Source organism: Flavobacterium jejuense, assembly GCF_006491595.2.
Taxonomy (GTDB): Bacteria; Bacteroidota; Bacteroidia; order Flavobacteriales; family Flavobacteriaceae; genus Flavobacterium; species Flavobacterium jejuense.
In genome coordinates, this window is sequence record NZ_VEVQ02000016.1 from 39,210 (window position 1) to 59,170 (window position 19,961).

The window sequence follows — 19,961 nt, forward strand, 5'->3', positions numbered from 1 at the left end:
TAATGTAACAAAAGCCATATTTTTGAGTCTATATAAGTAATAAATAATAAATAAACATGAAAAAGATAGCTATAGTTTTATTGTTTTTAATTTCTGTAAATTTTTATGCACAAGAATTTCAAGGTACTGCGGTGTATGAATCAAAGACTAGTACAGCAGAAATAATGAAAAATTTTGGAGGTAATAGAGAAATTACTCCTGAAATGCAAAAGAACATTGAAGAAAGAATGAAGAAAATGTTTGAAAAAACATTTATTCTTAATTTTAACAAATCGGCTTCAATTTATAAAGAAGAAGAGAAATTAGATGCGCCTGGTCAAGATGGAGGAAGAGGTAGAATGATGTCTTCAATGATGGGTGGTGGTGGAACTGAATACAAAAATGTGAAAGAAAAAATGTATGCTGTTGACAAAGAATTTTTTAGTAAGGAGTTTTTAATAAAAGATAGTTTGCCAACATATAAATGGCAGATGGGTTCAGAAACTAAAAAAATTGGAGACTATACTTGTTTTAAAGCTACTGCTGTTGTACAAACAGACGCTACTGACTTTAGAAATTTTAGAATGAGAGGACCAAAAAATGATGAGAATAAAGAAAAGGAGCAGAAGGCTAAAGATTCTGTAAATGCCACTAAAAAAACAAATTTTATGTCTGATGTAGAACAAATAAAAGAAAAAACAATCACAGCTTGGTATTGTCCAGAGATTCCAATTAATCAAGGTCCAGATAAATACTGGGGTTTACCAGGTTTGATTTTAGAAGTAAATGATGGAACTACTGTTTTATTGTGTTCTAAAATTGTTTTAAATTCAAAGGAGAAGGTTGATATTAAAACTCCAACAAAAGGGAAAAAAGTCACACAAAAAGAATACGACGATATTGTGAAAAAGAAAATGGAAGAAATGAGAGAAATGTATGGTGGTCAAAGAGGACAAGGTAGAGGAAGAGGTTTTTAAAAATATTAACAAATTAACTTATAACCTCGACCACGACTGTTGATGATTGCAACGTTTTGGTCGAGGTTTAGTTTTTTTCTTAACCTAGTAATAAATACATCCATACTTCTGCCGCTAAAGAAATCGTCGTTTTTCCAAACGGTATTTAAAATAAGTTCTCTACTGAGAATTTCTCCTTTATTTTGAAGTAAAAATTCCAATAATAGTGATTCTCTATTAGTTAATTTAAAGGTTTCGTTTTTGTGTTGTAAAATTTGCGTATCAGGATTAAATTGGTATGTTCCAAGATGATAAATTGCTTTTTTTTCTATTTGATGTTTTCTGTTTGTTAAGGCAATTATTCTCACAATCAATTCTTCCATACTGAAAGGTTTTTTAATGTAGTCGTTGCATCCTATTTTAAATCCTTTAACTACATCTTGTGTTTGTGATTTTGCTGTTAAAAACACTATGGGTATTTCTTTGTCTAATTTTCTTATTTCTTCTGCTAATGTAAAACCATCTTTTTTGGGCATCATGATGTCTAAAACTAAAGTATCAAAACTGTTTTTGAGAAATGTTTCAAACGCAACTTCTCCATTGTCACACAAAGTGACTAAAAAGTTTCTGTTTTCTAAACTTTCTTTAACAATTAAACCTAGCGAAGATTCATCCTCAGCTAATAAAACTTTAATTTTCTCATTCATAAGGTAAAATAATTCTAAAAGTGGTTTGATGATTTCGTATTAATTGTAATGACCCGTTATGCTTTTCTATTAGAGTTTTTGAAAAATATAAACCGATACCATATCCTTTTACATCATGAAGATTGCCTTTAGGAATGCGATAAAATTTTTCAAAAATTGATTTTTCCTCTGATTTTGGAATTGTGTTTCCTGTATCTGTTACATCAATTTGGATTGTATTATTAATTAGTTCACAAGTTACAATAATTTCATCTCCTCCATATTTAATCGCATTGTCAATTAAATTTGAGAATACATTTTCAAGATAAAAAGGGTCTCCAAAAAAAAGAAGTTGTTCTAAATAATTTGAAAGCAGAATTGATTTATTAGTACTTGTTTTGTGTTTTTCTACAATACTATTTAAAAACGGAATTAAGTTGAAACGCTCTCTATTTAAAGTAAGTTTTTCGGTATTTAAAGTGGCTGTTTCTAAAATTTTTTCAACCATAATTTCTAATTTAGAAAGTTGCTTCTTAGAAATACTTATATATTTTTGATTTTTTTCAAGATTATTGGTTGGGTTAAAATTACTCATTCCTTCTAAAGCAGATGAAATTGTTGTGATTGGTGTTTTGAATTCATGAGTGATATTATTGATAAAATCATTTTTTATGTCATCCATTTTCTTTTGTTTGCTTATTACATATAACATAAAAAACAAACATCCTATAAGACCTATTAAAAAAATAAATGATAATACTAATTCTATACCCATTCTTTTTAGTAATAGTAAGTTGGAATAATTAAAACCTAAAGTTAGGATTTCGTCGGGTTTGAAAAAAGTAGATTTTGGTTCTATTTTATGCTTAAACGTTTGATTCGAATTTAAAAAAGTGTAAAATAATGAGTCTTTTTTTAAATGATAGAAGCTGTAATCTAATGCAATGTTTTTACGTTTTAGTTCAGTTTTTAAAATAGAATCAACATGATTGTATTTTATGGTATCGCTAGACATGTTAATTACAATGCGATTTGGGAATTGTTCAATACCTCCAATTTTATCTTGTGCTATTTTTCCTTTTAAAACTTGAATAGAATTAATAGAACTACTTTTTGGTAAAAGCGGTGTTTTACCATCAATAAAAAATATTTTTGTATCTATTTTTGTTGAATTGTCGTTAAACGTTTCAAAAAGTAAAGTATCGGTTTCTTTTGTTTTTGGAGAATTGGTTTTGATAGCGGATTTGAAAATAGAATCTTTGAAAACGAGATTAATAAAGTCTTTCGATTTTAAATTTTTATCGGAACTAACAAAACTAATAAGCTGTTTTTTGGATTCTTCATTAAAATAGATTTCTAAAGCTTTGTCATAAGCAATTTGAACTTCATTAAAGAGTCTATCCTTATTAGAAATATAATTCTTATAATTCCAATACACTTGCAAGCCTATTGTTGCTAGAATTAAAAAACTAATTAGTAAAAATATTTTCCTTGTAGTAATATTCATTTTTCAAAAATAGAAACTATTTCAGAAGATTGTTAGCCGTTAACATACGTTAACATAGATTAACCAACTGTTTGTATTCGAATTCTTTAGTTTGTATTCGAATTTTAAATCAATAAAGATGAAATCTACAGTAATTACAACTATTATGCTGCTTTTGTTTGCTAACTCATTTGCTCAAAACTTTCAAGGCATTGCTTACTATACTTCTAAAACACAATTGAAAGATTTTAATATCACAAGTAACGATTTGACTCCTGAAATGAAAGATCAAATGATGGAAAAAATGAAAAAAGCTTTTGAAAAAGAGTATACGTTACATTTTACCAATTTTGAATCTGTTTATCAAGAAGAAGAAAAATTAGAAAAGCCTAATCCTTCTTCAGGTGGTTTACAAGTAAAAATGTCATTTGCAGGAGGACATAATTCAAACAAGTTGTATAAAAATTTTAAGACAAATCAATATATTGCTGATGATGATATTTTTGGTAAAGAATTCTTAATAACCGATTCTTTGAAGAAAATGAATTGGAAATTGGGTAACGAACAAAAGAAAATTGGAAATTATACATGTTATAAAGCGCAATTATTTATTCCTGTTCTAGAAGAAGATTTAAAAAAGTATGAAGCCAATAAAAAAAAGAAGGATGATGGTAAAACAAATCTCTTAACATTAAAAGAACCAAAAGAAACAATTATCGAGGCTTGGTACACTTTAGAGATTCCTGTTTCAAATGGACCAGCAAAATATTGGGGTTTGCCAGGATTAATTTTGGAATTACACGAAGAGAATACAGTTTATTTATGTACCAAAATTGTTGTTAATCCAAAAGACAAAATCGAAATTAAAGCACCAAAAAACGGAAAAGAAGTTACTCAAAAAGAGTTTGATGGCATACAAGAAAAAAAACTACAAAGTATGATGAATGAAAATGGAGCAATTGAAATAAGACTGAATTAAACCATTTTGTTAAGGTGATGTCTAATAACGGAAAAATATTCTTTTTGATGTAACAAAAGACACCAAAAACAGTCTACTATATGTGTACAAACAACAAACAAATGAAATCAATTTTATTTCTTCTTTTCTTATTTTTAACTAGTGTAAGTTTTGCTCAAAACATTCGTTTCGAAGGAACTGTAAAAGATAGTACTGGTCTTGGTCTTGAAATGGCTAATGTTATGGCGGTTAATACGGAAACCAAAGCCATGGATGCTTATGCTATCACAAACGAAAAAGGAAAATTCATCCTAAATTTAAGGGCAAATACTACATATCAGATTAAGTCTAGTTACATCGGTTTTCAAACTTTTGAAAAAACGATAAAAACTACTCCTGAAAACATGAATTTTGATATCAAAATGGAACAGGGTGTTCAATTAAATGATGTTGAGGTTGTCTACGAAATGCCAGTTTCTATATCAGGAGATACGATTATTTATAATTCTGATTCTTTTACCAATGGAACTGAACGTAAATTAGAAGATGTTTTAAAAAAATTACCAGGAGTGGAAGTGGATTCTGAAGGACAAATTACTGTCGAAGGAAAATCAGTTCAAAAAGTAATGGTTGAAGGCAAAGATTTTTTTGATGGTGACACAAAAATTGCAACTAAAAATATTCCTGCAAACGCATTAGATAAAATTCAAGTTTTAAGAAATTACAATGAAGTATCTAATTTAAGAGGTTTAGAAAATAATGAAGAGAATGTTGCTATTAATATCAAATTAAAGGAAGGGAAAAAGAATTTTTGGTTTGGAGATATGACTGCTGGAATTGGAGTAGGTCATGAGGAAAGTAGGTATTTGGTGAACCCAAAATTATTCTATTATAATCCTAAAATAAGCATCAATGTAATTAGTAATTTTAATAACATTGGTGAACAACCCTTAACCACTCGTGATTATTTTAAATTTACAGGTGGTTTTAGAAATATGATGCGAAAAGGAGGTTCAAATTTTAATATTTCATCAAATGATTTAGGAATCGGAAATCTGAATAATAATCAAGCAGCTAATATTGATACTAAATTTGGTGCAGCTAATTTTAGTTACAACCCTTCAAAAGCATTAACTTTTAGTGGATTTGGTATTGTGTTAGGAAACAAAACAAACACAAGAAATTTATCCATTACAGATCGACCTAATGATGGAAATTTACTAGATGAAACTAGAGAAGATTTGTCCGATCAAACTACTACTCAAACCTTGTTGAAGCTAAGTTCAAGCTATGTGCCTTCAGATAAATTACATGTAGATTATGATGCTTTGCTAAAGTTTTCTGATCAAAATGAAAACCAATCCTCTATGTCTAATGTTTTAGGAAATATTTATACTAATAAAAAGCAAAATCCTTTTTCGATAAATCAAAATTTTAATTATTATTATACTTTAAACGAAAAAAGTGTTTTGGCATTCGAAACCCAACATTTGTTTCAAGAAGAAGATCCTTTTTATAATGCCATTTTAGCAAATAATCCGTTTCCTATAATTGATTTTCAAGCACAATCTCAATATAATATTAACCAAGACAGGTTTGTCAAAACAAATAAACTAGATGTAAAAGGAGATTATTATTACATGGTTACTCCAAAAAGTAATATTAATCTAACTATCGGAAATACATATTCTTATCAAAATTTTGACTCTCATATTTTTCAAATATTAGATAATGGATCAATAAATGACATGAATGAAGCTCAAAACAATAATAGGGTAAATTATGCCTTTAACGATGTTTTTGCAGGATTACATTATAAATTTATTACAGGTAAATTTACTTTTAATCCAGGTTTTAGTGTTCATAATTATAGTACGAAAGACACGCAACTTGGAACTTCAAATGCAATGAGTTTTAATCGATTTTTACCAGGTGTTTATGCCTTATATCAAATAAAAAAATCAGAAACACTAACCTATAATTTTTCATTACAAAATAATTTTACAGATATTACTAAGTTGGCAGAAGGATATGTGTTTTCAAGTTATAACAGTTTGTTTAATGGGAATCGCTACTTAGAAAACTCTTTGTCACAAAACCATAGTCTTAGGTATTTTAAGTACAATATGTTTAATTTTGAAAATATTTTTGGGTACTTAAATTACACCAAACAAGTAGATGCCATTAAAAGTAAAGCGTTGTTGAATAATGTATTTCAAACTTCTTCTTCTGTAAATTTACCTTCAAATTTTGCAGATGAATCTATTTCGGGAGCCTTCAATTATGGTCGTTCTTTTGCAAGATACTATAAAGCTTCTGTTGGTTTGAGCATGAATTGGGGTAAGTTTAATAATATTAGGGTTTTTCCAGATGCAGATACTGATCCAAATAATAATCCAACAGAAATTCAGGCAACAGAATCTTTTACTCAAAATTACAATGTTAAGTTTTCTACCAATTATAAAACATTGCCTAATCTTTCTTTAGGATATACTTATACTATTAATGATAATTTTACGGATACTTTTTATACAGATAGTCCAGCTTTAGGTTTGGAGTATTATTTCTTGGATGCGTTTTCATTTGTGTCTGATTATACTTTTAATCACAATAGAAACAAATCAAAATCAGTAGATAATGAATATGATTTTTTAAGTGCCAGTTTGATTTATCAGAAAAAGGACAGTAAATGGGAATACAAATTATTAGGAACTAATATTTTGGATACTAAGTCTTTAAATAATAATAGTTTTAATCAAATTGCAGGAATTAGTAATTTTTCAAGCTATTTTGTACAGCCTAGATATATTATCTTAAGTTTGAAATATAATTTGTAAACGAATATTTCTATTGCATAAAAAAACCTGATTCTTAATTGAATCAGGTTTTTTTGTAATGTATAAATTGAGAATTATATCCCGAAATCACTTTTGATTTTGTCTACAAAGTCTAGTTTTTCCCATGTAAATAATTCAACAGTAACTGTTTTTTCATGTCCTCCAGGAGCAGAAAAAGTTTTTGTTACCGTTTCTGGTTTTCTACCCATGTGTCCGTATGCAGCAGTTTCACTATAGATTGGATTTCTTAATTTTAAACGTTGTTCTATAAAATAAGGACGCATATCAAAAATTTCAGCCACTTTTTTGGCAATTTCACCATCAGTTAATGATAATTTACTTGTTCCGTAGGTATTTACATATATGTTCGTTGGTTCAGCAACACCAATAGCATAAGAAACTTGCACTAATATTTCTTCAGCAACACCAGCTGCAACTAAGTTTTTAGCAATATGTCTTGTAGCATAAGCAGCAGAACGGTCTACTTTACTTGGATCTTTTCCAGAAAACGCACCACCACCGTGAGCACCTTTTCCTCCATAAGTATCTACAATAATTTTTCTACCAGTTAAGCCAGTATCTCCATGTGGTCCACCAATAACAAATTTTCCAGTTGGATTAATATGGTATTTAATTGCATCATTGAACAAATGTGCATACTGAGGATTTTTAGCAATAACTCTTGGAATTAAAATTTCAATAATATCTTTTTTGATTTTTGCTAACATTTCTGGTTCATTGGCAAAATCATCATGTTGTGTGGAAACTACAATAGCGTCTATACGAACAGGTTTGTTGTCGTTGTTGTATTCTAATGTAACTTGCGACTTTGCATCAGGTCTTAAATAAGTAATGTCTTTGTTTTCTCTTCTTAAATCAGCTAAAACCTGAAGAATTTCATGTGATAATTTCAAAGCCAATGGCATGTATTCTTCTGTTTCATTTGTTGCATAACCAAACATCATTCCTTGGTCGCCAGCACCTTGTTCTTCTTTGGTAGCTCTATCAACACCTTGGTTAATATCAGCAGATTGCTCATGTATAGCAGATAGTACTCCACAAGAATCCGCTTCAAACATATATTCGCTTTTGGTGTACCCTATTTTACGGATTACTTCTCTTGCGATTTGTTGTACATCTAAGTAAGTGTTTGATTTTACTTCTCCTGCTAAAATTACTTGTCCTGTTGTTACAAGAGTTTCACAAGCTACTTTTGATTCTGGATCAAAGGCTAAAAAGTTATCAATTAATGCATCACTAATTTGGTCAGCTACTTTGTCTGGGTGTCCTTCACTCACAGATTCTGACGTAAATAAATAAGCCATATTCTTTTTTAAGTTTAAGCGAGGAGTTCGAATTGCAAAAATGGAAATGCTAAAGGAGTAGAATGTACTGCTTTAGCATTTTTTTTATTTTAAATAGTAATGGAATATTAATTCTATATAAACTATTAAAAATAGAGGTTGCAATCAGTTCAAATTTTTCCTCTTGAATTATTCGACAAATTTATGAAATCAAATTGAATAAGAAAGGAAATCTTTTTTATTTTTAAACTAAATTAACACTTTTCTATAAACTGTTTACTGTTGATTTGATGGTTTTTATTAAATCAACTACATGTTTATTTGGTTTAAAAAACTACATTTAGCGTTTAAAATAATAAAAAATAGAAAAAACAACTATTTAATTTTTTTATATAGAAAATTAATCTAATTTTGCTTTTCAAATAAATCAAGAAAAAAGAAAATGAAATTAATGGTTTGCAATATATGTTGTATGATGTGGTATAACCGCAGAGACACTGTATTGCTAAAAAAATAATATTTTATATATAATAGCTACAAGAACCTCTGCCTATCGCAGAGGTTTTTTTGTTTTTAACGAATAATGGTAAAGAGATAATTTGTAAAATAATGAATGATAATAATTCTATAAGTAAAATTATATTTCAAAAAAACAATTCCGAAAAATGTATTTCTATTGCAAAAAAGGAAATTGAAAATTGGATTGAAAATTTGTTTGAATGGCTGTTTTGTAATTTGGGATCTTGTGAAACAGTTGAGGGGTTTCAACAAAAAGAGATTTCTTTGAATCATAATTTGCAGCTTTTTTTGTCTCAAGTTGGTACTAATAATAAATCAGAAATTACGACTATTTTTTTTAAGGACTTAGTAGTTATTCATGAAGATTTATTAGGCGATTTGCAAACCATACTTGAGTTTGATCCAGCCGCAAAGTCAAAGGATGAAGTACTGTTAGCTTATCCTGGTTTTTTTAGTATAGTAGTTTATCGAATTGCAAATAATTTGTGGAATAAAAAGGTGTCCGTTTTGCCAAGAGTGCTTTCTGAATATGCACATGGAAAAACAGGAATTGATATACATCCTGGAGCAACTATTGGAAAACGTTTTTTTATTGACCATGGAACAGGAATTGTTATTGGAGAAACAGCAAATATTGGTAATGATGTTAAAATTTATCAAGGTGTTACGCTTGGAGCATTAAGTGTTAGTAAAGATAAAGCAGAAGTAAAAAGGCATCCTACCATAGAAGATAATGTAATTATTTATGCTAATGCGACTATTCTTGGAGGGAAAACTGTTATTGGAAGAGGTTCCGTAATAGGTGGAAACGTTTGGATAACAGAATCAATTCTGTCACAAACATTGGTATATCATAAAAGTGAAATCATAGTAAAAGCAAAAAATAAATTCTCAGAACCTATAAATTTTAGTATATAAATAAAAATAGAATTAGTATGAAAGCAGAAAACATATTACAAACGATTGGGAAAACACCAGTAGTGAAAATTAACCGAATGTATGGTTCAAATAAAAATATTTGGATAAAATTAGAAAAAACAAATCCAGGAGGAAGTATAAAAGATCGAATTGCTCTTGGAATGATTGAAGATGCTGAAGCTAAAGGAATTTTGAATACAGATAGTGTTATTATTGAGCCAACATCTGGAAATACAGGAATAGGTCTTGCTTTGGTTGGTGCAGTGAAAGGCTATAGAGTCATTTTGGTAATGCCAGAATCAATGAGTGTAGAACGAAGAAAATTAATGGAAGTTTATGGTGCGCAATTTGAATTAACAGCTCGTGAAAAAGGAATGAAAGGAGCTATAGAAAGAGCAGCAGAATTGGTAAAAGAAATTCCAAATGCTTGGTCTCCTTCACAATTTGACAATCCAGCAAATGTGGAAGCGCACAAAAAGACAACAGCACTTGAAATTTTGGAAGACTTTCCTGATGGTTTAGATTATATTATTACAGGTGTTGGAACTGGAGGGCATATTACAGGTGTTGCTGAAGTTTTAAAGGAAAAATATCCAAATTTGAAAGTGATAGCAGTCGAACCAGAGTTGTCTCCAGTACTTGGTGGTGGTGCTCCTGGGCCACATCCTTTACAAGGAATAGGAGCTGGTTTTGTTCCGAGTAACTACCATGCAAATGCTATTGATGAAGTAATAGCGGTTTCAAATGAAGAAGCATTTGAATATGCAGGAAAGGTTGCTTTAGAAGAGGGTATTTTTGTAGGTATTTCTACAGGAGCTTCTTTAGCAGCAGTTGCAAAAAAAGTTGAAACCTTACCTGATACAGCTGTTGTGTTAACATTTAACTATGACACAGGTGAACGTTATCTTTCTGTGGAAGGGTTGTTCTAATTGATAAAAAGTTTGTTGTAAGCTTGTTTTACATCAAACTCAAATTTAAAAATACTTTAATATTACGTGTTTATTTACTCTATAAAATCTATAGAGATACTATTTAAAAAATATGATACAAATTTCAAACAAAGGAAAGGTTATTCTGGCAGGTGCTGGTCCAGGTGATCCCGATTTAATTAGTTTAAAAGCACTAAAATATCTTAAAATAGCCGATGTAGTGTTAACGGATCGATTGGTTTCTCCTGTTCTAATTGAAGAATATGCAAGAAAAGACGCAGAAGTTATTTATGTAGGGAAACAATGTTCAAAAGGAATTCATACCCCTCAAAAAGATATTAATGAATTAATTCTTGAATTTGCTTTACTAGGAAAATTAGTATTGCGTTTAAAAGGAGGTGATGTTTCTTTGTTCTCTAATGTTTTAGACGAACTAAACATCTTAATTGAACATAATATTTCATACGAAATTGTGCCTGGTATTTCAGCTGCATTTGGCGCTGCTGCTTATACTGGGATACCTTTAACTGCGAGAGAATATTCTAGAGGAGTGCGTTTTTTGACATTATATGATTTAAAAAATGTAGCAGAAATGCAATGGAAAGATTGGGCAACTACAGAAGATACTTTGGTTTTTTATATGAGTGGTCAAAGGTTAAATGTATTGTCTAATCAATTACTGCAAAAAGGTATTGATAAAAATAAGGGAATTGCCATTGTTCAACAAGCCACAACTCCTGATCAGAAAACAGTTGTGTTTAAATTCGGAGAGCTAGAAATGCAACAATTACCTGAATTTGAATTTGTGCCAACTTTATTAATCATTGGTAACGTAGTTAATCTGCACCAACAATTTGCTTGGTTCAAAGAAAATAATAGAACGGAATCTTATTTCGATAATCATAAAACACTTTTACAAAATGCTATCTGATATTAAATTAAATTTATTGCAACAATTAGTGCAAAATGCTTCTAATGAGGAAATCATTTGGACAAAAGGCTATTTGGCAGGCTATTTGGATGCAAATAGAATTGGGACTCAACTTCCTCAAATTACAGTTTCTGAAAATGTTGCCGTTAAACCCTTAATTATTTATGGTACTGAAACGGGTAATTCTAAAAAAATTGCTTCTCAATTACTAGCTTCCTTTAAGAAGAATAAAATTCAGGCAAAAGCTGTAGACGTGTTCCAGTATGACAATGCTAAATTAGAAAAAGAAACTTTGCTATTATTCATAATGAGTACACAAGGCGAAGGAGAATTTCCTCAAAATGCAGTTGCTTTTTATGAGTACTTAAAGAAAACAGATGTGAATTTAAAGAACGCCTCTTATGCTGTTTTTGGTTTAGGGGATTCTTCTTATCCTCTTTTCTGTCATGCAAGCGTTTTATTAGATGAAGTTTTAGCGGAAAAAGGAGCTAAAAGATTATTGCCTCTAGTAAAAGCAGATGTCGATTTTGCTTCAGAAGTGCTTAAATGGGAAGAAGCATTACAAAATGTATTTAAAAATCAAGCTAATCCAAATACTGTTTCAATAGTAAAACCAATTTCAGTTGATCATAAAAAAAAATATTCAGGAATAATTAGCAATAAAATTATTCTAAATGACACGGGGTCCAATAAAGAAACTTATCATATAGAAATCTCTTCAGAGGATAAAATAAACTATGAACCAGGTGATGCTTTAGGTATTGTGCCGAAGAATAAAGTTGATGATGTTCAATTCATTATTGACTATTTTAAAGTCGATTCTAAACAAGAAATTGTGATAAAAGATCAAAAAAACACTATTAAAAATTGGTTGTTAGAACGAAATATTAAAGGATTGAGCAAACGTTCATTGGAACAATTAGAAAAATTGCTAAACACAGAAATTGCTTTTGAAAAAGCCGATTTGATTGATGTGTTCCAATTATACTCAAAACCTGAAACATTCCAAATTGAATCGCTATTTGAGATTTTGTTACCAATTGCTCCAAGATTGTATTCAATCGCTTCTTCAACGGAAGCTCACGATGGTGAAGTACATTTAACAGTAAACTTAAATAAGTTTAAATTTAATGATATAGTAAAAACAGGTTTGGCTTCAAAATTTTTAGCTGATTTTGAATTAAATGAATCTATTGAATTTTATATTCACAAAAACCAAAATTTCAGATTACCAAGTGATGAAACTGACGTAATCATGATAGGTCCAGGAACAGGAATTGCTCCGTTTAGAAGTTTTATTGCACATAGAGATGCAACAGGATCGGAAGGGAAAAATTGGTTATTTTTTGGGGAACAACATTTCGTGTTAGATTTTTATTACCAAACCGAAATTCAAGAATGGATTGCAACTGGTGTTTTAACCAAATTAGATACCGCTTTTTCTCGTGACCAAGAAAAGAAAATTTATGTGCAAGATCGCATTCGCGAAAAAGCAAAAGAATTCAATAAATGGTTAGAAAACGGAGCTAGTTTATATATCTGCGGGCAAAAATTTCCAATGAGCAATGATGTAGAAGATGCTATTATTGAAGTCATATCTCAAGAAAGAAACATTTCTACAACAGATGCAAAACAAATACTAGAAGATTTAGAAACAACAGGAAAATATCAAAAAGACGTGTATTAAATAAAGTGAAGAGTGACAAGTGAATGGTAATTAGCTTTTGAATAGGTAATTTACTAGACGCTAATCACTAAGGACTAATCACTAATTACTAAAATAAAAAAATGAGCGATAAATTATCACCAATAGAATATATAAAAACTAAAAGTGACGGACTTCGAGGTACGTTGAAAGAAAGTATAGAATTAGACAATCACACAGGAAATGTAAGGCCAGATGATGAGACTTTAGTAAAGTTTCACGGAATGTACGTGCAAGATGATAGAGATAAAAGAGCCGAAAGAGCCTTAAAAAAATTAGACAAATTATATTCGTTTATGATTCGTTTGCGTATTCCTGGAGGTCAAATTTCTGCTGAACAATGGTTGGCAACACATGATATTTCCGAACAATATGGAACAGGAACTTTGAAGATAACAACGCGTCAAACCTTGCAATTACATGGCTTATTAAAACATCAATTGCGACCAACCATTCAATCTTTCAATGTTGCAAAGCTGGATTCCATTGCTGCTTGTGGAGATGTAAATCGAAATGTAATTGTATCAGCGCATCCACAATTATCTCCGTTACACAAGAGAATTCATGATTATGCGGATAAGATTTCGAAATTATTATTGCCTAAAACACAATCGTATTACGAAGTTTTTATTGATGGTGAAAAAATATACGAGCGTTCCGCAGAAGCAGATCCATTGTATGAAGATCGTTATTTGCCAAGAAAATTCAAAATTGCCATTGCCATTCCTCCAAGTAACGATGTAGATTTATTTACTAATGACTTAGGCTTAATTGCTATTGTTGAAAATAATCAATTAAAAGGATTTAATCTTGTAATTGGTGGTGGTTTAGGAACAACTCATGGAAACGTGAACACTTTTCCAAGACTAGGAAATGTAATTGGTTTTGTTGATACAGAAGAAAAAACGTTAAAAGCTATCTACGAAACCTTAACTATTCAAAGAGATTTTGGTAATCGTTCCGATAGAAAATTATCAAGGTTAAAATATACGGTAGAACGACTAACAGTAGAAGGTTTTAAATCGGAATTGGAAAAGCGAATTGGCTTTACATTGGAACCAGAAAAACCGTATGAATTTACAGAAAGAAATGATCGCTATGGTTGGGAAAAAAATCAAGAAGGAAAATGGTTTTACACGCTTTTTGTGGAACACGGTGTTATAAAATCGAATCAAAAAGCGTTTTTATATGAAGTAGCCAAATTAAAGGCTTCTAACTTTATTTTTTCGGGGAACCAAAACCTTATTCTTGGAGAAATTAGCGATTTAGATAAAACTAAAATAGAAACGCTTCAAAAACAATTTGAAATTGATGTTGCAGTAAGTGCGTTACGTAAAAGTTCTATGGCCTGTGTGGCTCTACCTACATGTCCTCTAGCTTTGGCAGAAGCTCAACGTTATTTGCCTGTTTTGGTTACTAAAATCGAACCACTTTTAGAAAAATACAATTTAAATAACGAAGAAATCTCAATTAGAATGACAGGTTGTCCAAATGGATGTGGTCGTCCTTATGTAGCAGAGCTAGGTTTTGTAGGAACAGGACCCGAACAATATAATTTCATGTTAGGCGGTGATCGTTTTGGAGAAAGATTAAATAAGTTATACAAAGAAAAACAATCGGAAAGTCAAATTTTGGAAGAACTGGATGTGTTGTTAGGTAAATATGTGAAAGAAAAACTAGAAAATGAAACTTTTGGAGATTATACTTTTCGAACCATTTTAAATTAATAGTGAGTATGAGTAACACATTATTTCCAGTATTTCTTAAAACAGAAACCGCTCATTTTTTAATTGTTGGTGCTGGGAATGTTGGTTTGGAAAAAACGGAAACCTTATTAAGGCAAAACCCAGCAATTCGAATTACAATTGTAGGAACGATTATTATTCCAAAATTAAAAGAAATTATAGTGTCTTATTCTAATATTGATGCGTTTGAAAGGCCTTTTCAAGAATCTGATTTAGAACATAAAGATTTTGTAATTATCGGAACAGATAGTTCAGAAGTGAATTTGGAAGTAAGGAATTTAGCAAAAGCAAAAGGAATCAAAGTCAATGCAGCAGACCAACCTGATTTATGTGATTTTTATTTGGGATCGATTGTAAATAAAGGAAGTTTGAAAATTGCTATTTCTACAAATGGGAAATCTCCAGTTTTAGCAAAGCGAATGCGGGAATATTTTACGGCAGTAATTCCTGATGACGTTGATGAAAGTTTAGATCAATTGAATCAATTTAGAGCCAATCATAAAGGTGATTTTAAACAAAAGTTAAATGATTTAAATAGAATTACAGCTGGTTTTACTACTAAAAAAAAGTTAGGATATTGGAATAAAATAAAATCTTATTTTGAATAAAACTAGAATTGATTCAGAGTATAAATTATTTAACCGTTAAATCAATCTACTTTAGAATTAAAATCTATTTTAAAGTTTTTAAATAACAAAATTTAGAAAATAATACTAATTTATTTTTATATATAGAATTTTATTCTAAATTTGTCCTGTTAGAAAAAATAAAATTATGAAAACAATTATTTGCAATATGTGTTGTATGATGTGGAAAATTCCGCAGAGGTAAACTATAGCATATATTCAAATAAAACACTATAACCTCTGCAAAAAAACAGAGGTTTTTTTATTCTAAAAAATATAAAATGAAAAATTATAATAAAATAATGTGTTGTATGATGATGTACATGTGTGCACCGCCTTACTATGTCCGAAAGAAAATGGTTAAACTTAGTTATGTTTAAAAATTGAACCCTTTTGGAAATAGTTTCAAAAGGGTTTTTTCATGGATTTCAAAAAATAAGATATAAAACAATTAAATAAAAAAGATTATGAGTACTCAAAAATTTGCAACAAACGCTTTACACGCTGGTCATGATGTTACTAAAAATGGAGGAACTAGAGCGGTTCCTATTTATCAAACTACTTCATACGTGTTTAATAATTCAGATCATGCAGCTAATTTATTTAACCTTTCAGAAGCAGGTTATATTTATACCAGATTGAATAACCCTACAAATGATATTTTAGAGCAACGATTAGCTACTTTAGAAGGAGGACTTGGTGCAGTAGTTACAGCATCTGGAACTGCAGCTATTTCTACAGCTTTATTGGTTTTATTGAAAGCAGGTGATCACATTGTAGCTTCAAGTAGTTTATATGGTGGAACGTATAATTTATTAAGTGTTACTTTGCCAAGATTAGGAATTACAACTACTTTCGTAGATCCGTCCAATCCAGAAAACTTTAAAAAAGCAGTTCGAGAGAATACTAGAGCTTTTTTCGCTGAGAGTTTGGGTAACCCAAAATTAGATGTGTTAGATTTAAAAGCAATCGCTAAAGAAGCACACGATTATAAAGTTCCTTTTATAGTAGATAATACAGTGGCAACTCCTTACTTATTAAACCCAATTGAACATGGAGCGGATATTGTCATTCATTCGTTAACAAAATATATTACTGGTAATGGAACTTCACTTGGAGGTGTAATTATTGATGCTGGGAAATTTGATTGGAGTAATGGAAAGTTTCCAGAATTTACTGAGCCATCAGCTGGTTATCATGGATTAAAATATTGGGAAGTTTTAGGAGCAGCTTCATTTATTGCAAAAGTGAGAATTGAAGGGTTACGTGATTTTGGAGCAGCTTTAAGTCCGTTTAATGCTTTTCAAACCATTCAAGGTTTAGAAACATTAGAGATTAGAATTAAAAAACATTCCGAAAACGCTTTGGAATTAGCAAAATGGCTAGAAACTCAAGAAGAAGTGGCTTGGGTCAATTATCCAGGATTAGATTCTTCAAAATACAAGCAATTAGCAGATAAATATCTACCAAATGGCAAAAGTGGTATAGTTACTTTCGGTTTAAAAGGTGGTTTTGAAGCTGCTAAAAAAGTAGTAGATAACACGAAATTATTTTCGCTTTTGGCAAACATTGGTGACACAAAGTCTCTAATTATTCATCCAGCAAGCACAACACATCAACAACTTTCTGAAGAAGCTCAAGCTACAACTGGTGTTAGTCAGGATTTGGTTAGATTATCTGTTGGTTTAGAAGATATTGAAGATTTGAAAGCCGATTTAAAAGAAGCATTTGTAACTGTTAAAAACAAACAAAAAATATAAACATGAGTACAAAAACAGTAACGATCTACGGAAGAGCAAAAAAAGATGAACAGTTTTTAATTAAAACGGAAAATCACGATATAAGAATAAGCAAAAATAAAAATCATCCTGATTTAGATGCACCAAGTCCAATAGAATATTTATTGGCTGGTTATGCAGGTTGTGTGAATGCAGTTGGGTCATTAGTAGCAAAAGAATTAAAAATTGATTATAAATCTTTGCAAGTTGATGTCTCTGGAGATATTAACGTGGATAAATTTTACGGAAGAGAAACAGAAGCAAGAGCTGGTTTTAATAAATTGAAAGTAGTTATAAAATTAGACGCAACAATTAGTAAAAAACAACTTGAGAATTGGTTAAAAGTAGTAGAAAGTCGTTGTCCTGTTTATGATAATTTAATCAATACAACGCCAATTGAAACAGAGTTAGTGAATGTTTATGATACTGTGGGTATAAATTAAAAAGAGTACACTCAAAAAAATAACATGTTGAAGAAAGTAGATATTACCGATTTTGTTTTGGAAAATGACAAACGTAAAAGTCATATTCAATTATTTTATCAAGTTTTTGGTCAGCCCATTGGTGATGATCCGATAGTTTTGGTGAATCATGCATTAACTGGTAATTCCAATGTGTCTGGAGAAAAAGGATGGTGGAAAAATGTAATTGACTATGATCATATCATTGACCTGAATAAATACACAGTTATTGCTTTCAATATACCAGGAAATGATTTTGAAAGGAAAAATGAGTTAGCATTAGATTATAAGGAAGTTTCTACATTAGATATTGCTAAACTTTTTTGGTTGGGATTAGAAAAAATAAAAATCAAATCACTTTTTGCATTAATAGGAGGAAGTTTAGGAGGAGGAATTTCATGGGAAATGGCCGTTTTACATCCTAATAGAGTTCAAAAGTTGATTCCTATTGCTACACATTATTTTGCTAGCGATTGGGTAATTGCAAATGTAGGAATTCAAGATGATATTTTAAATCAAAGTCAAAACCCTGTCGCTGTAGCTAGAAAACACGCTATGCTTTTATATAGAACACCTCAATCTATAAATCAGCGTTTTAAAAATGCAAAGGAAGGTAATATTTACACCGTAAATGATTGGTTGTCCTATCATGGGATTTTGTTAACTGACCGATTTTCTTTGAATGCTTACAAGCAAATGAATTACTTATTAGGAACTATAAATGTGGTTAAGAATGATTTTAACCTCAATGCGTTCTTAAAAAAGGCAAAATTAGAAGTTTATGCCATCAATATAAATTCTGATTTATTGTTCCAAAACGATTTGGAAGAATATGAGATTTTGCAAGAAGATAATGAAAATTTCAAGCATTATATTATTGATTCCATTCACGGGCACGATGCTTTTTTAATGGAATACCAACAGTTAAATGACATATTAAAACAAATTTTTTAAATTGAAATACATGAGTACAACAATAAATATCATCGTTTTCGGAATCGGAAATGTCGGAAGTACATTGATAAATCAAATCATAGAAAAGCATACTTTTTTTAAAGAAAAATTTCATGTGGATTTGAAAATTCCTGTCATAACGAATTCTAAAAAGGCGCTTTTTACAAACACACCGCTATCTCTAAATTGGGAAAATGATTTTCAAACTTTAGGTCAAAGTTATACTATTGAAGATGTTTTTAACTATGTAAATCAAAATCAACTTGAAAATATAATAGCAATTGATGTTACTGCAAACGATGAAATTGTGCAACAATATATTCCTTTTGTACAAAATAATTTCAATATAGTTGCAGCGAATAAAAAAGCAAATACCTTGCATTTGGATTTTTACAATGAACTGCGAAGAGTTTTACAGCAAAATGATAAACAATTTTTATATGAAACTAATGTTGGTGCTGGTTTACCTGTTATTAATACAATTCAAGATTTGCATTTAGCGGGAGAAAAAATTACTAAAATAAGAGGCGTTTTTTCAGGAACAATAAGCTACATTTTTAATCGATTTGGTACTGAAAATCTTCCTTTTTCAAAAATTCTTGTGGATGCAGAAAAATTAGGTTTAACGGAACCAGATTCTAGAGAAGATTTGTCAGGGAATGATGTAGCAAGAAAGCTATTGATTCTTTCAAGAGAATTAGAATTGAATAATGAGTTTAAAGATGTTAAAATAACGTCACTAACTACTGAAAAAATTGATGCTTTGTCTAAGCGAAATTATTCCATTAGTAAAGAATTGTTTGATAAAGAATATGAAATTGCTAAAATAACACAACCTATCAATAGTGTGTTGAGATATATAGGCGAACTAGATGTTGTTACTAATACTTTAGAAGTAAAATTGGTTTCTGTTCCAGAAAATTCGGCATTAGGGCAATTGAAAGGAGCTGATAATTTGATAGAAATTTTTACTGAATCTTATGGAGAAATTCCAATAGTAATTCAAGGTGCTGGTGCAGGAAAAAAGGTTACCGCTAGAGGTGTGCTTTCAGATGTAATTAAATTGGCTAAACAGATAAAAAAACAAAATCTAGTACCAATAGTTTAAACTTTTAAAGAGTAAATATAAGAATATGAATTTTATAATGAGCAATAGAAATAGGATGATGTGGAATTTTTTTCACAGAGG

16 protein-coding genes are annotated in these 19,961 nt (G+C 30.1%); 13 read left to right on the forward strand and 3 right to left on the reverse strand.

Annotation, left to right across the window (positions count from 1 at the left end):
- The first annotated feature begins 56 nt into the window (after positions 1-56).
- Positions 57-956, forward strand: coding sequence for a GLPGLI family protein (locus tag FIA58_RS18270; protein ID WP_140964142.1), 900 nt, complete (start codon positions 57-59; stop codon positions 954-956).
- Positions 957-961: 5 nt separating this feature from the next.
- Here FIA58_RS18270 and FIA58_RS18275 read toward each other — a convergent pair whose 3' ends face one another.
- Entirely contained in the window at positions 962-1,642 is a 681-nt protein-coding gene (locus FIA58_RS18275) for a response regulator transcription factor (protein WP_140964143.1), read from the reverse strand.
- Complete coding sequence (locus FIA58_RS18280; RefSeq protein ID WP_140964144.1) at positions 1,635-3,128, reverse strand: sensor histidine kinase; 1,494 nt, start codon at positions 3,126-3,128, stop codon at positions 1,635-1,637. Before FIA58_RS18280 ends, FIA58_RS18275 begins: the two co-directional genes overlap by 8 nt.
- Positions 3,129-3,246: 118 nt before the next feature.
- Between FIA58_RS18280 and FIA58_RS18285 the strand changes: the two genes are divergently transcribed.
- Together FIA58_RS18285 and FIA58_RS18290 are read left to right on the forward strand one after the other, a co-directional pair.
- Positions 3,247-4,086 (forward strand): GLPGLI family protein, encoded by an 840-nt coding sequence (locus FIA58_RS18285; protein WP_140964145.1) that lies wholly within the window; start codon positions 3,247-3,249, stop codon positions 4,084-4,086.
- 101 nt (positions 4,087-4,187) lie between these two features.
- Positions 4,188-6,902 carry a carboxypeptidase-like regulatory domain-containing protein gene (locus FIA58_RS18290; RefSeq protein ID WP_140964146.1) on the forward strand — a complete coding sequence of 905 codons (2,715 nt, stop codon included), beginning with the start codon at positions 4,188-4,190 and terminating at the stop codon, positions 6,900-6,902.
- A gap of 74 nt (positions 6,903-6,976) precedes the next feature.
- On the opposite strand, the gene metK is transcribed toward FIA58_RS18290, so the two are convergent.
- The gene (metK, locus tag FIA58_RS18295) at positions 6,977-8,227 is read right to left on the reverse strand and encodes a methionine adenosyltransferase (protein WP_140964147.1); all 1,251 of its coding nucleotides are present in this window, start codon (positions 8,225-8,227) and stop codon (positions 6,977-6,979) included.
- A 588-nt stretch (positions 8,228-8,815) separates the two neighbouring features.
- Here metK and epsC point away from each other — a divergent pair.
- The 10 genes from epsC to FIA58_RS18345 all read left to right on the forward strand — a co-directional run bounded on the left by epsC (position 8,816) and on the right by FIA58_RS18345 (position 19,880).
- A complete protein-coding gene (epsC, locus tag FIA58_RS18300; RefSeq protein ID WP_140964148.1) occupies positions 8,816-9,643 on the forward strand; it encodes a serine O-acetyltransferase EpsC in 828 nt (275 codons plus the stop codon).
- A 17-nt stretch (positions 9,644-9,660) separates the two neighbouring features.
- The gene (cysK, locus tag FIA58_RS18305; protein ID WP_140964149.1) at positions 9,661-10,572 is read left to right on the forward strand and encodes a cysteine synthase A; all 912 of its coding nucleotides are present in this window, start codon (positions 9,661-9,663) and stop codon (positions 10,570-10,572) included.
- 112 nt (positions 10,573-10,684) lie between these two features.
- Complete coding sequence (gene cobA, locus FIA58_RS18310; RefSeq protein WP_140964150.1) at positions 10,685-11,503, forward strand: uroporphyrinogen-III C-methyltransferase; 819 nt, start codon at positions 10,685-10,687, stop codon at positions 11,501-11,503.
- Positions 11,493-13,190, forward strand: coding sequence for a diflavin oxidoreductase (locus FIA58_RS18315; RefSeq protein ID WP_140964151.1), 1,698 nt, complete (start codon positions 11,493-11,495; stop codon positions 13,188-13,190). The genes cobA and FIA58_RS18315 overlap by 11 nt, the downstream gene beginning before the upstream one ends.
- 101 nt (positions 13,191-13,291) lie before the next feature.
- Positions 13,292-14,935 (forward strand): NADPH-dependent assimilatory sulfite reductase hemoprotein subunit, encoded by a 1,644-nt coding sequence (locus FIA58_RS18320; RefSeq protein WP_140964152.1) that lies wholly within the window; start codon positions 13,292-13,294, stop codon positions 14,933-14,935.
- A gap of 8 nt (positions 14,936-14,943) precedes the next feature.
- Entirely contained in the window at positions 14,944-15,561 is a 618-nt protein-coding gene (locus tag FIA58_RS18325) for a precorrin-2 dehydrogenase/sirohydrochlorin ferrochelatase family protein (RefSeq protein ID WP_140964153.1), read from the forward strand.
- Positions 15,562-16,046: 485 nt separating this feature from the next.
- A complete protein-coding gene (locus FIA58_RS18330; protein ID WP_140964154.1) occupies positions 16,047-17,339 on the forward strand; it encodes an O-acetylhomoserine aminocarboxypropyltransferase/cysteine synthase family protein in 1,293 nt (430 codons plus the stop codon).
- 2 nt (positions 17,340-17,341) lie between these two features.
- Positions 17,342-17,800 carry an OsmC family protein gene (locus FIA58_RS18335; RefSeq protein ID WP_140964155.1) on the forward strand — a complete coding sequence of 153 codons (459 nt, stop codon included), beginning with the start codon at positions 17,342-17,344 and terminating at the stop codon, positions 17,798-17,800.
- A 24-nt stretch (positions 17,801-17,824) separates the two neighbouring features.
- Positions 17,825-18,772: an alpha/beta fold hydrolase gene (locus FIA58_RS18340; protein WP_140964156.1), complete on the forward strand. Its 948-nt coding sequence runs from the start codon at positions 17,825-17,827 to the stop codon at positions 18,770-18,772.
- Positions 18,773-18,782: 10 nt separating this feature from the next.
- Positions 18,783-19,880 (forward strand): homoserine dehydrogenase family protein, encoded by a 1,098-nt coding sequence (locus FIA58_RS18345; RefSeq protein WP_140964157.1) that lies wholly within the window; start codon positions 18,783-18,785, stop codon positions 19,878-19,880.
- The last annotated feature ends 81 nt before the right edge of the window (positions 19,881-19,961 follow it).

Coding starts and splice junctions, on each gene's coding strand:
- metK (WP_140964147.1), bottom strand. CDS start 8,227: ATGGCTTATTTATTTACGTCAGAATCTGTGAGTGAAGGACACCCAGAC.
- FIA58_RS18320 (WP_140964152.1), top strand. CDS start 13,292: ATGAGCGATAAATTATCACCAATAGAATATATAAAAACTAAAAGTGAC.
- FIA58_RS18270 (WP_140964142.1), top strand. CDS start 57: ATGAAAAAGATAGCTATAGTTTTATTGTTTTTAATTTCTGTAAATTTT.
- FIA58_RS18315 (WP_140964151.1), top strand. CDS start 11,493: ATGCTATCTGATATTAAATTAAATTTATTGCAACAATTAGTGCAAAAT.
- FIA58_RS18285 (WP_140964145.1), top strand. CDS start 3,247: ATGAAATCTACAGTAATTACAACTATTATGCTGCTTTTGTTTGCTAAC.
- epsC (WP_140964148.1), top strand. CDS start 8,816: ATGAATGATAATAATTCTATAAGTAAAATTATATTTCAAAAAAACAAT.
- cysK (WP_140964149.1), top strand. CDS start 9,661: ATGAAAGCAGAAAACATATTACAAACGATTGGGAAAACACCAGTAGTG.
- FIA58_RS18335 (WP_140964155.1), top strand. CDS start 17,342: ATGAGTACAAAAACAGTAACGATCTACGGAAGAGCAAAAAAAGATGAA.
- FIA58_RS18325 (WP_140964153.1), top strand. CDS start 14,944: ATGAGTAACACATTATTTCCAGTATTTCTTAAAACAGAAACCGCTCAT.
- FIA58_RS18330 (WP_140964154.1), top strand. CDS start 16,047: ATGAGTACTCAAAAATTTGCAACAAACGCTTTACACGCTGGTCATGAT.
- cobA (WP_140964150.1), top strand. CDS start 10,685: ATGATACAAATTTCAAACAAAGGAAAGGTTATTCTGGCAGGTGCTGGT.
- FIA58_RS18275 (WP_140964143.1), bottom strand. CDS start 1,642: ATGAATGAGAAAATTAAAGTTTTATTAGCTGAGGATGAATCTTCGCTA.
- FIA58_RS18340 (WP_140964156.1), top strand. CDS start 17,825: ATGTTGAAGAAAGTAGATATTACCGATTTTGTTTTGGAAAATGACAAA.
- FIA58_RS18290 (WP_140964146.1), top strand. CDS start 4,188: ATGAAATCAATTTTATTTCTTCTTTTCTTATTTTTAACTAGTGTAAGT.
- FIA58_RS18280 (WP_140964144.1), bottom strand. CDS start 3,128: ATGAATATTACTACAAGGAAAATATTTTTACTAATTAGTTTTTTAATT.
- FIA58_RS18345 (WP_140964157.1), top strand. CDS start 18,783: ATGAGTACAACAATAAATATCATCGTTTTCGGAATCGGAAATGTCGGA.